The 12,429-nt window shown below is 73.6% G+C and carries 12 protein-coding genes and 1 tRNA gene; 4 read left to right on the forward strand and 9 right to left on the reverse strand.

What is annotated here, in order from left to right:
- The first annotated feature begins 114 nt into the window (after positions 1 to 114).
- Positions 115 to 1,392 (forward strand): M6 family metalloprotease domain-containing protein, encoded by a 1,278-nt coding sequence (locus tag MQP27_RS36195; protein ID WP_242773199.1) that lies wholly within the window; start codon positions 115 to 117, stop codon positions 1,390 to 1,392.
- A gap of 208 nt (positions 1,393 to 1,600) precedes the next feature.
- Here the strand turns inward: MQP27_RS36195 and MQP27_RS36200 are convergent.
- The 7 genes from MQP27_RS36200 to MQP27_RS36230 form a co-directional block, all read right to left on the reverse strand.
- Positions 1,601 to 1,674 (reverse strand) — tRNA-Lys (locus MQP27_RS36200).
- A complete protein-coding gene (locus MQP27_RS36205) occupies positions 1,665 to 2,237 on the reverse strand; it encodes a bifunctional DNA primase/polymerase (RefSeq protein ID WP_242773201.1) in 573 nt (190 codons plus the stop codon). Before MQP27_RS36205 ends, MQP27_RS36200 begins: the two co-directional genes overlap by 10 nt.
- A 121-nt stretch (positions 2,238 to 2,358) precedes the next feature.
- Positions 2,359 to 2,727, reverse strand: coding sequence for a DUF8844 domain-containing protein (locus MQP27_RS36210; protein WP_242773203.1), 369 nt, complete (start codon positions 2,725 to 2,727; stop codon positions 2,359 to 2,361).
- A 169-nt stretch (positions 2,728 to 2,896) separates the two neighbouring features.
- Positions 2,897 to 4,276, reverse strand: a complete 1,380-nt coding sequence (locus MQP27_RS36215; protein WP_242773205.1) for an AAA domain-containing protein — start codon at positions 4,274 to 4,276, stop codon at positions 2,897 to 2,899.
- Positions 4,273 to 5,871 (reverse strand): amino acid adenylation domain-containing protein, encoded by a 1,599-nt coding sequence (locus MQP27_RS36220; RefSeq protein ID WP_242773208.1) that lies wholly within the window; start codon positions 5,869 to 5,871, stop codon positions 4,273 to 4,275. The genes MQP27_RS36215 and MQP27_RS36220 overlap by 4 nt, the downstream gene beginning before the upstream one ends.
- Positions 5,862 to 7,004 (reverse strand): hypothetical protein, encoded by a 1,143-nt coding sequence (locus MQP27_RS36225; RefSeq protein WP_242773209.1) that lies wholly within the window; start codon positions 7,002 to 7,004, stop codon positions 5,862 to 5,864. Before MQP27_RS36225 ends, MQP27_RS36220 begins: the two co-directional genes overlap by 10 nt.
- Positions 6,955 to 7,902, reverse strand: a complete 948-nt coding sequence (locus MQP27_RS36230) for a phosphatase PAP2 family protein (RefSeq protein ID WP_242773210.1) — start codon at positions 7,900 to 7,902, stop codon at positions 6,955 to 6,957. The genes MQP27_RS36225 and MQP27_RS36230 overlap by 50 nt, the downstream gene beginning before the upstream one ends.
- A gap of 197 nt (positions 7,903 to 8,099) precedes the next feature.
- On the opposite strand from MQP27_RS36230, the gene MQP27_RS36235 reads away from it, so the two are divergent.
- Entirely contained in the window at positions 8,100 to 8,693 is a 594-nt protein-coding gene (locus MQP27_RS36235) for a histidine phosphatase family protein (protein WP_242773211.1), read from the forward strand.
- A 37-nt stretch (positions 8,694 to 8,730) separates the two neighbouring features.
- Here the strand turns inward: MQP27_RS36235 and MQP27_RS36240 are convergent, their stop codons facing one another.
- Complete coding sequence (locus tag MQP27_RS36240; protein ID WP_242773212.1) at positions 8,731 to 10,185, reverse strand: NsdA family TPR-like regulatory protein; 1,455 nt, start codon at positions 10,183 to 10,185, stop codon at positions 8,731 to 8,733.
- A gap of 273 nt (positions 10,186 to 10,458) precedes the next feature.
- Here MQP27_RS36240 and MQP27_RS36245 point away from each other — a divergent pair, with 273 nt between their 5' ends.
- The gene (locus MQP27_RS36245) at positions 10,459 to 10,890 is read left to right on the forward strand and encodes a hypothetical protein (RefSeq protein WP_242773213.1); all 432 of its coding nucleotides are present in this window, start codon (positions 10,459 to 10,461) and stop codon (positions 10,888 to 10,890) included.
- Between the two features lie 46 nt (positions 10,891 to 10,936).
- Positions 10,937 to 11,806 carry a spermidine synthase gene (locus MQP27_RS36250; protein WP_242773214.1) on the forward strand — a complete coding sequence of 290 codons (870 nt, stop codon included), beginning with the start codon at positions 10,937 to 10,939 and terminating at the stop codon, positions 11,804 to 11,806.
- Here the strand turns inward: MQP27_RS36250 and MQP27_RS36255 are convergent.
- A complete protein-coding gene (locus tag MQP27_RS36255) occupies positions 11,803 to 12,318 on the reverse strand; it encodes a hypothetical protein (protein ID WP_242773216.1) in 516 nt (171 codons plus the stop codon). The two genes, MQP27_RS36250 and MQP27_RS36255, sit on opposite strands and share 4 nt — an antisense overlap.
- Positions 12,319 to 12,429 lie beyond the last annotated feature (111 nt).

The raw sequence follows: 12,429 nt of genomic DNA on the forward strand, positions 1-12,429 counted from the left end.
GGGCCTGACGGCCTTTCGGGTGGCTCACTCTTCTGGGGCAGACAAACAGGGCGTAGTACGACAATCCAACACAGGCTGGGTGCGGTGTCCCGCGAACCGCTCCCGGAGGTCCCTGTGCCGCGTCAGTTCCCCCTCAAAACCTTCAGGGGCTCCCGACTGCGCAGCACGGCCGCCGTGTGCACCACCCTGTCCGCACTCGCGGCGACCTCACTGATCACCGGCCCCTCGGTGGCCGAGCCCTTCTCCGCCGGCCCCTGCGCCCTCCGGCGCACCGAGGCCCACCACTCGGAGGGCCTCGACACCTGGAACGCCGCCTATCCGCGCCCGGCCCGCCGGCTGGACGCGGTGATGGTCTTCCTGTCCTTCCCGGACTCGGCGCCGCGCACCACCCCGGCCCAGCTGACCGCCGATCACTTCCCGGCCACCAGCCGCTTCTTCGAGCGCGCCTCCTACGGCAGGTTCACCCTGCGCCCGCATCCGCTGAGGCACTGGATCCGGATGCCGAAGCCGTCCACCGCGTACGCCATACAGCGCGACTGGCGGCCCGAGGACCGCGCCGCCTACCTGCGCGACGCGCTCGCCGCCGCCGATCCCGCGGTCGACTTCTCCCGCTACGACGTCGTGTACTTCGTCGCCGACCCGGACGCGCCCGGCGTGGACTCGGACGCCACGAAGGTCGTCAACCTGGACACCCCGCTGCGGGCCGACGGCGCGGACGTGCGCCGGGTCGTCACGGTCTTCGAGAAGCACCCGCCGGACCGGCTGGTCCTCGCCCACGAGACCGGCCATGTCTTCGACCTGCCCGACCTCTACCACCGGCCGGTCGACGGCAAGGGCGACTGGGACACCTACGTCGGCGACTGGGACCTGATGGGCAGCCAGTTCGGACTCGCGCCGGACCTCTTCGGCTGGCACAAGTGGAAGCTGGGGTGGCTGGAACCGCGCCAGGTGGTGTGCGTACGGGACTCGGGCACCACCCGGCTGACGCTGGAGCCGCTCGGCGCGGGGCCCGGGCTGCCGGTGACGGGCGCGGCCGGGGCGCCCGCCTTCGGGCTCGGCCACGGCACCAAGCTCGTGGTCGTGCGCACCGGTCCCGACAGCGTGCTCGCCTTCGAGGCGCGCGGCCCCGTCGGCAACGACGTGGCGACCTGCCGCTCCGGCATCCTCGTCTATCGCGTCCGCAGCGGCGCCCAGTCCGGCGACGGCCCCGTCCAGGTGATCGACGCCCACCCGCACACCGAGGCCTGCTGGGAGAACTCCGTCTACCCGCCCTTGGCCGACGCCCCGGTCGCCCTCGGCGAGAGCTTCACGGTGCCGGGCACGAAGGTACGGGTGGAGGCGGAGGGCCGGACGGCTTCGGGAGCGTGGACGGTGAAGATCACGGTGGGGTAGGCCGGCGGCCGACCGACGGCACGCAAAAGGCCCCCCGCTCTCACGGAGGGCCTCGCTGTCTGTGCGCCGCCAGGGACTCGAACCCCGGACCCGCTGATGCTGCATCCATCTGGGGGGCTGTGTCCAATAGCGGCTCCGCCGCGGGCCCCAGACCCCCAGCAGAAAAACGCCAAAGGGCCCCTCGCTTCCACGAGAGGCCCTTCACAGGTGCGCCGCCAGGGACTCGAACCCCGGACCCGCTGATTAAGAGTCAGCTGCTCTAACCAACTGAGCTAGCGGCGCCTGCTGACGTCGTAGACCTTAGCATCCTGATCGGCGGACGACGAAATCGATATCCGTACGGCCGCGCGGGCCGCCCGCACGGCCGCCCACAGCAGGATTTCCGGGCCCGGGAGCCAGGGGTGGCGGGTGTCCGGCGCGACCAGCCAGCGGCAGTCGGCGGAGGTCGGCGCGGGGATGCCGAGCAGGGGCGGGACGGTCACCGCGTCGCCGTTGCCGTGGCACAGCAGCGGCGGGATCGCCCCGGTGCGGCCGAACTCCTCCCACCGCAGCAGCGAGGGCAGCCGCTGGGCCGTGCCGGGCGCGGCGAAGAGCAGCATCCGGCCCCGGAACACGGCGACGGGGCCGGACCCCGGGCCCTCGTCCCACAGGCGGTCGATCATCCGGCGCCCGAAGACCGCGGGCGCGTTGACGACGTCGAAGACGGCGCCGCAGGGCAGTACGACCGGGGCCTCGGGGCGCTCCTCCCAGAGGGAGAGCGTGCTGCGCGGATACGTTCCTGCGGAGGCGAGCCAGGAGGCTCCGTCCGGGGTGACACCGCTGATGTCGAAACGGTCGATGCTCATGGCATCTACATCTACCGGGCGTGAACGTTCCGTTTCTGAGAGTTGCCGGTATTCGGGACAGAGGCGCGCGGGGAGGGGTATCTTGCCCACCTGGCATATGCCAAACCGAAATGATGCGTGTTCACACCGGGTCGGCCGAGCCGTGACCGCCCTCCGCGCCGCTCAGCAGGTCGCGGCCGAACTCGACCATTTTCTTGGCGTAGTCCTCGGTCCACTCGGCACGCTCGGCGATGTCCGCGGGCGTCAGCCGGTCGAAGCGGCGCGGGTCGGCGAGCTGTGCGGCGGCCATCGCCTGGAACTCCACCGCCCGGTCGGCCGCGGCGCGGAAGGCGTGCGTGAGCTCCGTCGCGCGGGCCAGCAGGGCGCGGGGGTCGTCGATCGACTCCAGGTCGAAGAAGTGCTCGGGATCGGCCGCCACCTCCGCGGGCTCGAAGAGCAGGGGCGCGGGGCGCAGCCGCGGTTCGTTCCGACGCGGCGTCTGCTCCGCCATGTCTTCTCCTCCTCGTTCGTTCACGCTCGCGGGTCCGCGGGCCACCGTCCATTGTCCCGCGCCCACGCAAGAGGGCCGTGAGACCGGGGATTCCGGTCCCCGTGAGGCCCGGGATCCGGTCCCGGGACCGAGGTGACCCAGCTCCCGGGACCGCGGTGACCTCGTCCCCTCAAGGCGCCCAGCCGACCCGATGTTCCCCCAGCCGCGCCAACACCGCGTGATTCGCCTCCCAACCGTCCGGGAACTTCACGAGGGTCCCCAGCTGGACCGGTTCCGTGGACGGGTAGTCGTCCAGCAGGTCGGTCACGCCCGCTCGGCAGACCACGATGCAGGCGTGCCGGTGCCGGGAGGCCAGGACGCACAGGCGGCCCGTCTCCAGGTGGAACGCCGTGGCGTCGGGGCGGCCGGAGAGGGGGTGCAGGACGACCGTGACGTCGTACTCGCGGCCCTGGAGGCGGTTGGCGGTGTCGACGGTGACGTCCGTGACGCCGAGTTCCGCGAGGGCCGCGCGGACCGAGGACGCCTGGTCGCGGTGGGCCGTGCCGACGGCGATGCGGTCGGCGGTGAGCGGGGCGGGGTCGGCCGAGCGCTCCGACGTCGCCGCGCCGCCGCGGTCCAGCAGGCGTCGTACCACCGTCGCCACCGCTCGTACCGCCTCCGGGTCCGTCCGCGGGGTGTGCCGGGCGGGCAGCTCCAGCAGGCCCCAGCCGGACTCCGCGGCCTCGTCGATGACCCGGTCGGGCCCCGAGCCGTCCGAGGCGACGGCGAAGGAGAGCCGGCGGTCGTCGTGGCCCGTGCCGCTGCGGAAGGGCGTGTACGGGTAGAACGCGTCCGAGACCAGCGGCGCCGCCGACGCCGGCAGCCGCCAGGAGACCGGGAGACGGTGCTGCGGCAGCTCCGGGTTGTGCGCCAGGAGGGTGGTGATCGCGGAGGCCGAGGGGTCGTACGACAGTCCCGCCCACTGCTCGCTGCCGACGATCGCGAACGGGTCGAGCTGGCCCGGGTCGCCCACGAACAGCGCCCGCTCGAAGAGGCCGGCCACGGCCAGCAGCGAGTCCGAGCGCATCTGGTACGCCTCGTCGACGATCGCGTGCCGCCACGGCTCGTCGACCTTCACGTGTGCCCACTTGGCGGCCGTGGAGATCACCACAGAGAGGCCGGTGAGGTCGGCCGCCTTGGCCGACTTGCGTACGTTCGGCAGGTCGTCCAGCGCCTTGTCGTACGGGTCGGCGTCACTGCTGTGCAGCCGGCCGACCGGCAGCTCCGGGCTCTTCTCGGCGAGCCGCAGCACGAGGTCGTCGACCTGGGCGTTCGTCTGCGCGACCACCATCAACGGGCGCCCCGCGTCGGCCAGTTCGAGCGCCGCCCGCACGACGAGCGTGGACTTGCCGGCGCCGGGCGGGGAGTCGACGACCACGCCGCGGTGGGTGCCGTGCAGGGTGTCGTGGAGGATGTCGGCGGTGGCTCGGGAGGCCTCGGCACCGGGGTCGAAGGCGGCGGGGCGGGAGGCGGCGGGAGGGGCGGCGCCGGGGCCGGAACTTGCGGTCACAGGACGTCCTCGGCGGTCACGGGGTCGGCGGACTCGGGCACGGCGGCGGCCTCACCGGGCGGCCCGCCGTGCGTCCACGGCGTCGCCTCCGGGTCGGGCAGCTTCGGGCCGCCGCGCTGCTCGTGCTCGAAGAGCGTGAAGCAGAGCCGGTCGCCCTTCTCGGGCACGGACCCGGCCTCGGGCTCCTTGCCGCGGCCCATCTTGTCGAGGATGCGGAGGACCACGACGGCGCCTTCCTCCTCGTACCCCACGAACTCCGCCGACTGCGGCTTCCCGTCCAGCGAGCGGTACACCTTCGCCCGCTCGGCCAGATGCGGCCGGTCGTCCGTCCGGACGGTGACCAGCGGGCGCGGGCTGGGCCGCTTGCTCTCGCTGTACGCCATCACCACGTCCGTGACCTCGCCCGCGAACGCCTCCCCGGACAGCCGCCGCGCGGCCATCACCAGCGGATCGTCGAGGGCTTCCTGCGCCTCCAGGCGGGCCTGTTCGCGCTCGCGCGAGGCCAGCTTGTTGGCGGCGGTCACCGCGTCGTCGCGGCGCGGCTGCGGGGGCTCGCCGGCTGTGATCCGGTCGCGATGGGCGGTGAACGACCAGCGGTCGCGGGTCCACCGCTCCTCGACGTGCGCGCCGGCCGGCAGGGCCCGCAGCAGGTCGATGCCGGCCCAGACCTTCTCCCAGGTCGGCCGGGTACGGCTGGCGACGAGCTCGCGGACCTCCCGCTCGGCGGCGGTCAGCGCACCGAGCCGGTCGTCGGCCTCCAGGCCGTCCTCGGCGGCGGCGAGGGCGGTGCGCGCGCGGTCGTAGCGCTCGAAGGCCGGGGCGAGGAGCTTGTTGTCGAAGGCCGGGTCGGTGGCCGGTCCGGCGGGCGGGCACAGCAGCTGGCCGCGCGGGTCGCGGGCGAGCTCGGCGTGCAGCGCCGCCTCCGCGCCGGTCATGCCCTCCGGCGGGGCGATCCAGGCGAGCAGCGCGCCCAGGTGCTGGTCCTCCAGGCTCGACTGGCCCGTCGCCCAGTGCCGGGACAGCACGTCGGTCATCGCGAGCAGCAGCGAGGAGCCGGGGACGCGGGCCCGCTCCCCGTAGTGCGTCAGCCAGCGGCCGAGCAGCGGCACGCGCGGGGGCGCGGGATACGGCGTCTCCGGGTCCTGCTCCGCCGTACGCCTGAAGCGCATGGAGCGGCCGAGGAGTCGCACGAAGTCGACGCCCGTGCGGCTGGGCACGATCAACTGCGGGGCGTCCGCGCACAGTTCGACCTCGACCTTGACCCGCTTGCCGGTCTCGGGATCGGTCTCGCCCCGCTCGGCGGCCTCCACGTCCTCGGCGTACGAGTCGATGTACGGCAGGACGACGTCCGCGAGCTCGGCCAGGAACGCGAACCGCAGATCCCGGTCGCGCGGCTGCGGTACGACGAGCAGCCGCGGCGCGTCCCGCTCGGTCCCGACGAGCGCGCCGAGCGGGGCGCCGGCCTCACCGGCGGTGGTGAGCGGCACGAACACCAGGGGCCGCGCGGACAGATGCCGATGCCGGACGGTGGCGGCGGGCTGGGCCCGGCCGGTGCTGACGGCTTCGAGACGGGCGAGGGTGGAGATCAGGGACATGGGGTGACCTCCAGGCCCAGGGCTTCCGCCCGCAGTTGTGCCGCTCTGCGCAGGGCCGCCACCGCCGGGTCCTCCGGGTCGCCCGACTCCCCGTGGGCGGCCGACAGGACGTCCTCGGTCGTCGTCAGGCCGCCCAGTTCCGCGCGGATCGAGCGGCCCAGGGTGGTGACCGCTCCGGCCTCGCGGGAGCGGGCGCGGCAGTGGAAGGCCAGTTCGCACGCCGAGAGGCACTCGGGGGCGTAGGTCGCCGGGACCGACTCGACGGCTGCCGTCAGCTCGGCGGCGGGCAGGTCCGGGGAGAAGCAGGTGCCCTCGGGGAGGGTGTCGGCGATGTCCTCGATGCGGGTGAGGCGGGCCAGCTGGCGGCCGGTGACCGCGCGCTGCTTGCGGACGTCGACGGCCGAGGCGGTGGGGAGGTTGGAGAAGTCCTTCGGGCAGACCAGCAGGACACGGTGGCGTACCTCGGGGGCCGGGGCGCCGCTCTGGGTGAGGCGAGCGGCGACCTCCTCCAGCGCCAGCACGTACACCGCGGCCTGCCGCGCCGCCGCGCCCACCTTCGCCGGGTCGGCCGAACCGTCCAGCATCGGGAAGGACTTGATCTCGACGACCGTCCAGCTGCCGTCGGGGTGGACGACGACCGCGTCCGGCTCCAGGAAGGCGGGGGAGCCGGCCACGTCGAGCGCGAGCATCGGGTGGTCCAGCAGCGTCCAGGTGCCCGGCGCCTCGGTCGCCTCGCGCAGCGCCAGCGCCGTACGGGCCGTACGCCCCTCGGGACCGATCGCGGAGAGGTCGGGCACCGCCGCGTCGGCCGGCGGCTCGGCGCGGCGGTCCAGCTTCTCGTGCACCAGCCGCAGCAGCTCCGCGCCGCCGTCCGCCTTGACCTTCGCCTCGAACGCGTTGCCCCGCGTCAGCGCGAACTGCGACTGCCCGAAGGCCGACGGGGAGCCCAGCGCGCCGGCCAGCGCCGTCTTGTCCACCCCGGCGCCGTCCAGGATCGCGCGCCGCCTGCAGCCGGGGTTGGCGGCGAGGGCCGCGAGGGCGCGCGCGTCGAGGGCCTTGGCCGGGACGTCGGGACCGCGCAGCTCAGCGAGCCGCTGCCGGAGCGCCTTCCCCCGCGTCCGTGGGAGAGGCACTCGGCGGGGCTCCGGATCCGGCCCGGGACTCGCGCTGCCGTGGAAATCGCTCACCCGTGGAAGTCTGGCATCCGGCACTGACAATTGAGGAACCTGCGGCCTGAGAGCCCCCTGCGCCGAAGGGGAGCTGCCTCCTGATCAGGTCCGCGACCCGCATCACGTACGGCGTCAGGAACAGGCCGACACCCATCACGGCCGCGCCCGCCACCGCGTCGAGGAAGTAGTGGTTGGCGGTGCCCATGACCACGATCGTGGTCAGCAGCGGGTAGGCCACGGCGGCGACCCTGGTCGTACGCGTCCTGCCGTACCGCCACAGCATGACCCCGCACCACAGCGCCCAGCCCACGTGCAGGCTCGGCATGGCCGCGTACTGGTTCGTCATGCCGCCCAGGCCCTTCGGCGCGCTGGCCGCGCCGCCCCACCAGCCGTACGAGCTGTACTGGGCCATCGTGTCGACGAAGCCGTGGCCCGCCGAGAGCAGGCGGGGCGGGCAGGTCGGGAGCAGGGTGAAGCCGATCAGGCCGATGAAGGTGGACGTCATCAGCCAGATGCGGGCGGCGCGGTAGTGCACGGCACGCGAGCGGAAGAGCCAGATCAGGATCGCCGGGGTGACCAGGTAGTGCAGCGACGCGTACCAGAAGTCGGCCGGGACGCCGAGCCAGGACTCGCGGGTGAAGAGCCGGTTGAGCGGGTGCTCGGCGTTGATGTGCAGGAACTTCTCGATGCGCAGGATCGCCAGGCCGTGGTCGACGGCGCCGTCGGTCTCGCCACGCGCGAACAGCCGGCCGGCCGAGTAGCAGGCGTACACCAGCAGGATCAGCGGCAGCTCGGTCCACCAGCGCAGGCGGGTGCGTGGGGCTGCAGCCTCGGTGCCCGGTGTCGTCTCGGTCTTCGGCATCCGATCGCCTCCCCCTTCATTCTCGCGCGGCGCCCGGTGATGCGCGGGTCGTGCCACTTTACGGCGTACGTGCGCGCCCGCGTGGGGCGCCCCCGGCCCTCAAAGACGCAGAGATCGACCGCAGGGTTGCCCCTGACCAGGGTGCGCGATGATGGAGAGGTCCGCCTGTCATTTCTTCCGGAAGGGGTCCTTCTCCCATGGCACCGCGCATCCTGCTGGCCCGGCACGGACAGACCGAGTGGTCGCTGTCCGGCAAGCACACGGGCAGGACCGATGTGCCGCTCCTGGAGGAGGGCCGGCGCGGCGCGAAGCTGCTCGGCGAGCGGCTGCACCGGGCGCCGTTCGACGGCCTGCCCGGGGTGGAGGTGCGCACCAGTCCGCTGGCACGCGCGCGTGAGACGTGCGAACTCGCCGGGTTCGGGGAGCGCGCGGCTCGGTGGGACACGCTCATGGAGTGGGACTACGGCGCCTACGAGGGCATGACGCCGGACGAGATCCAGGGCGTACGCCCCGGGTGGCTGATCTGGCGGGACGGGGTGCCGGAGGGCGAGTTGCTCGCCGACGTGACCGCGCGGGCCGACGAGGTGGTGGCCTGGGCGCGATCGGCCGACCGGGATGTGCTCGTGTTCGCCCACGGGCACATCCTGCGGTCGATCGGGGCGCGCTGGCTGGGGCTGCCGATCGACTTCGCGGCCCGCATCAGGCTGAATCCGACGTCGCTGTCCGTACTGGGCTGGGCGTACGGCGAGCCGGCCATCGAGAGCTGGAACGATCTGGGGCACCTGGCCTGATCGCGGCCCGACCGGCACGCTTTACGCCCCGGAAGCGTCACGCCGTGCGCGGCAGTGACGCGTGCCTTTCCAGGAACGCCGACACCCCCGACGCCCGCCGGTGCGGCAGCAGGACGCGCGCCGTCCCGGCCAGCATGGTCTGGATTCTGGACGACTGGACCTGGTCCAGGAGGTCCAGTACGCGCATGCCCGCCGCCGCGGCCTCGTCCGGGCGCCCGCCGCGTGCCAGGTCGTCCGCGAGTTCCGCGGTGTAGAGGGCGATGTTGCGGCTGAAGTGCGCGTCCTGGAGCTGCGCGGCCCGGCGCGCGTGCCGGGCGGCGCGCGGCCAGTCGCCGAGCGTCGACCAGCACTGTGCCTCCAGGCCCTCCAGCTCGGCCTCGCCGTAGAAGCTCATCCACTCGGGGTCGGCGTCCGAGGTGCCCCGGTCGTAGAGGGCTTGCGCGCGGGCCAGGGCCTGTTCGCAGCCGGTGCGGTCGGCGAGCCCCGCCCAGCCGCCCGCCTCGCGCAGCGCGAGCAGCGACATCAGCCGGGCCGAGCCCAGCGGGCGCGCGACGCGCTGCGCGGCCTGCGCGGCCCGCACCGCCTCCCGCGGCCGTCCCGCGTCGCGCGCGAGGAAGGCGGTGTTGCAGAAGGCGTGTGCCTCCAGGGCGTCGTCCCCGGTCATCCGCGCGGTGGCGAGCGCCTCCGCGTAGTGCGAGCGGGCGTCGTCGAAGCGGCCCGAGTCGTGCGCCAGCCAGCCCACGGAGATGGCGAGTTCACCGGCGCCCGAGTGCAGCCGGTCGGCGGTCGTCTGCCGGGTCGCGCCGGCGTCCAGCAGCGCGTACGCGGCGCGCAGGGGCTCGGACGCGCGCCGGTAGAGGCCGTCCGCGCCGTGCCGGTCGTCCAGCAGCCGGATTCTGCGTACGGCCTCTTCCAGCGCGTACGCGTCGCTCGTCCCGGGGCGGCGCACGGGACGTCCCGCGGCCGCGGCGTCGAAGGCGAGCCCGATGGGCCCCAGCGAGGCGGCGGCCACGGTGGCGCCCCCGCCGGTCATGAATGCGCGACGCAGCACGTCGCTCTCCTCGTTCTCGTACGTCTCGTACGTGTCGTGCTTCTCGTGGTCCTGCGTGTCATACGGCTCGTACGCCCCCGGTGTCTCACCTGGCGCATATGCCCGGCTCGTTGGGTGAACGAGGGGCGCGTCCTCGGCCGCGTGCGCCCGGCGCCCGCGTACGGACGAGCGGGGCGCGAAGCCCAGGTCGGTGAGCGCGCGGCCGGGGAACATGTGCAGGAACACCCGTTCGTACGCGTAGTTGGGGCAGCGGATCTCGCCCGCCTCCACCCGGCCGATGTAGCGCGCGTCACAGCTGACCCGCTCACCGATCTCGCGCGCCGCCCGGCGTACCGCGGCGGCGAACTCGGCCGGGGAGCGCCGGCCGCGCAGCTGCCGGAAGGCGAGGTTCGGCCGCGGTGGCCGGGTGGTCTGGGACGAAGTCACCTTTGACGACGCCATGGCCGGGTCCTCTCGTGCGAACCGTCGAACCATGCCGGAATTGGGGTGAGTTGTTCGTGTGCCACCCTGTTTCCGGCGGGCAAGAACGTACCTGCTGTGTCGGACCCGCCACGCAGGGTTTGGCTACAAACCGGATATCTCATCCGGGATCCGCCATGAACTGCCATCCTTTGCGGCTGACTTCCGCCGTAGCCGTTGACGCGCGCGTGCGTTGAACCCTGTGGACCGGGAGCCGCCCGAACTCCCGACCCGCTTCGTTCAAGGAGGGGTTCCGTGGTGGAGACCGGGATGGAGACGACGCCATTGACGTCGGCGGGGCACGCGCCGACTCCCGAGCACAGCGCGCCACCCCTGCCCGGGGGCGCGTGCGACCTGGTCACCGTGCCGGCCCGGCAGGGTCTGGAGGCCGTCGACATCCTGCGCCGCGGGGCGTACGAGGCGGTCGGCCCGGTACTGCACGACGACGGCTGCGACACCCTGGGGTTCCTCGTCCCGCCCGGCACGGCGGCGGGCTGGGACGTGCCCGGCAGCACCTGTACGGAGACCGACGGACGAGGCCTGTCCCTGAACCCCGAGCCCCCGGTGCAGGGCTCGGACTGGCTGCTCCCGCCCGGCGAGGTCGACCTCGCGACGGACCCGGCGGTGCTCCGGGCGGCACTGGGCGAGGCGGCCCGGCTGATCGAGGCGGCGGACAACTGCCAGTGACCGGCGTGCGCAGGCGCACCCGTACCGGGCCGTCGATAATGGCCCAATGGGAAAGTCCAGGAACCCCCGGCGCGGCGGGGCCGCCGTCGAAGCCGTCGTCGAGGCCGTCGACGGCGGGCTGGCCGAGCTCATACCCGACCGGGACCGGGCGCGGGCCTGGACGCTGCTGATCGACGGGGCGCCGCAGTCGCACGTCGACCTCGACGACCCCACGTACCTCTCCTTCGAGTACCAGCGCCGCCTCGGCCACGTCATCGACCTCGTCGCGCCGCCCGGCAGGCCCGTCCACGCCGTGCACCTCGGCGGGGGCGCCCTCACCCTCGCCCGCTACGTCGCCGCCACCCGCCCCCGCTCCACCCAGCAGGTCGTCGAACGCGACGCGGCCCTGGTCCAACTGGTCCGCCGTGAGCTGCCGTTGGACCCGAACGCCCGCATCCGGGTGCGCGCCGTCGATGCCCGCGAGGGGCTGGCCAAGGTTCTCGACGGCTGGGCCGACCTCGTCATCGCCGACGTCTTCAGCGGGGCCCGCACCCCCGCCCACCTCACCTCGACCGAGTTCCTGGACGAGGTCCGCAGGGCCCTCAGACCCGGCGGTGTGTACGCCGCCAACCTCGCCGACGGCCCCCCGCTCGCCCACCTGCGCGGCCAGATCGCCACCGCCGCCGCCCGTTTCCCCGAGCTCGCCCTGGTCGCCGACCCGACGGTGCTGCGCGGCAAACGCTTCGGCAACGCCGTCCTGGTCGGCTCCGACAGTCCGCTGCCGACCCCGGAACTGACCCGCCGGGCCGCCTCCGACCCCCATCCCGGCCGGGTCGAACACGGCCGCGCCCTGCTGGACTTCACGGGCGGCGCGACCCCGGTCACGGACGCGGCGGCGGTCGCCTCACCGGCCCCGCCGGCCTCGGTGTTCCGCTAGTAGTTCCCCACGTCCACCCGCGGCGGCCCGTCGTGCCAGGTGCAGATCACCGAGACCTTGTCCGTGCCCGAGGTGAACTCCACCCGGATCCAGGTGTCCGTCTTCCACGTCTGCATCGACCAGCCGGTGGCCGGTGTCGCCATCACGAGCGACGCGGACGTCTCGCCGAGGTCGAGGACCACCCGCCCGCCGTCGGTGTCGTAACTCTTGACCTGGCCGGAGGCGGTGGGGGAGGTGGTGGGCGTGGGGCTGTGCGCCGGGGTCTTCGAGGGTGTCGGCGTGGGTGTCGCGGACGGCCTGAGCGTCGGGGTCCTCGACGGCGAGGGGCGGGCGGTCGACGACGCCAGTGGCTTCGACTCCTGTGTGGTCGCGCCCGCGGCCGTGATCGGCAGGGCGCGCGGCGGGTCGTAGGCCGTGCCCGTCATCACCGTGTGGACACCCCACCACGACAGCGTGACCGCCGCGCCCGTGGCGAGCAGCCAAGCCAGTACGTGTACGAGTCCTCTGCGCATCGCCGGTCATACTGCCTCACGCGTCCCACCCGCCGCACCCGTCCGGGGTTGTCCACAGCCCTTATCGGCGGGTGCCGTGAGTTGTCCACAGGCCCCGATGCGGCTCGCCCG

Source organism: Streptomyces cylindrosporus (genome assembly GCF_022698165.1).
GTDB lineage: Bacteria > Actinomycetota > Actinomycetes > Streptomycetales > Streptomycetaceae > Streptomyces > Streptomyces cylindrosporus.

Coding starts and splice junctions, on each gene's coding strand:
- MQP27_RS36205 (WP_242773201.1), bottom strand. CDS start 2,237: ATGAGCATCGACCGTTTCGACATCAGCGGTGTCACCCCGGACGGAGCC.
- MQP27_RS36210 (WP_242773203.1), bottom strand. CDS start 2,727: ATGGCGGAGCAGACGCCGCGTCGGAACGAACCGCGGCTGCGCCCCGCG.
- MQP27_RS36220 (WP_242773208.1), bottom strand. CDS start 5,871: ATGTCCCTGATCTCCACCCTCGCCCGTCTCGAAGCCGTCAGCACCGGC.
- MQP27_RS36230 (WP_242773210.1), bottom strand. CDS start 7,902: ATGCCGAAGACCGAGACGACACCGGGCACCGAGGCTGCAGCCCCACGC.
- MQP27_RS36235 (WP_242773211.1), top strand. CDS start 8,100: ATGGCACCGCGCATCCTGCTGGCCCGGCACGGACAGACCGAGTGGTCG.
- MQP27_RS36240 (WP_242773212.1), bottom strand. CDS start 10,185: ATGGCGTCGTCAAAGGTGACTTCGTCCCAGACCACCCGGCCACCGCGG.
- MQP27_RS36250 (WP_242773214.1), top strand. CDS start 10,937: ATGGGAAAGTCCAGGAACCCCCGGCGCGGCGGGGCCGCCGTCGAAGCC.
- MQP27_RS36255 (WP_242773216.1), bottom strand. CDS start 12,318: ATGCGCAGAGGACTCGTACACGTACTGGCTTGGCTGCTCGCCACGGGC.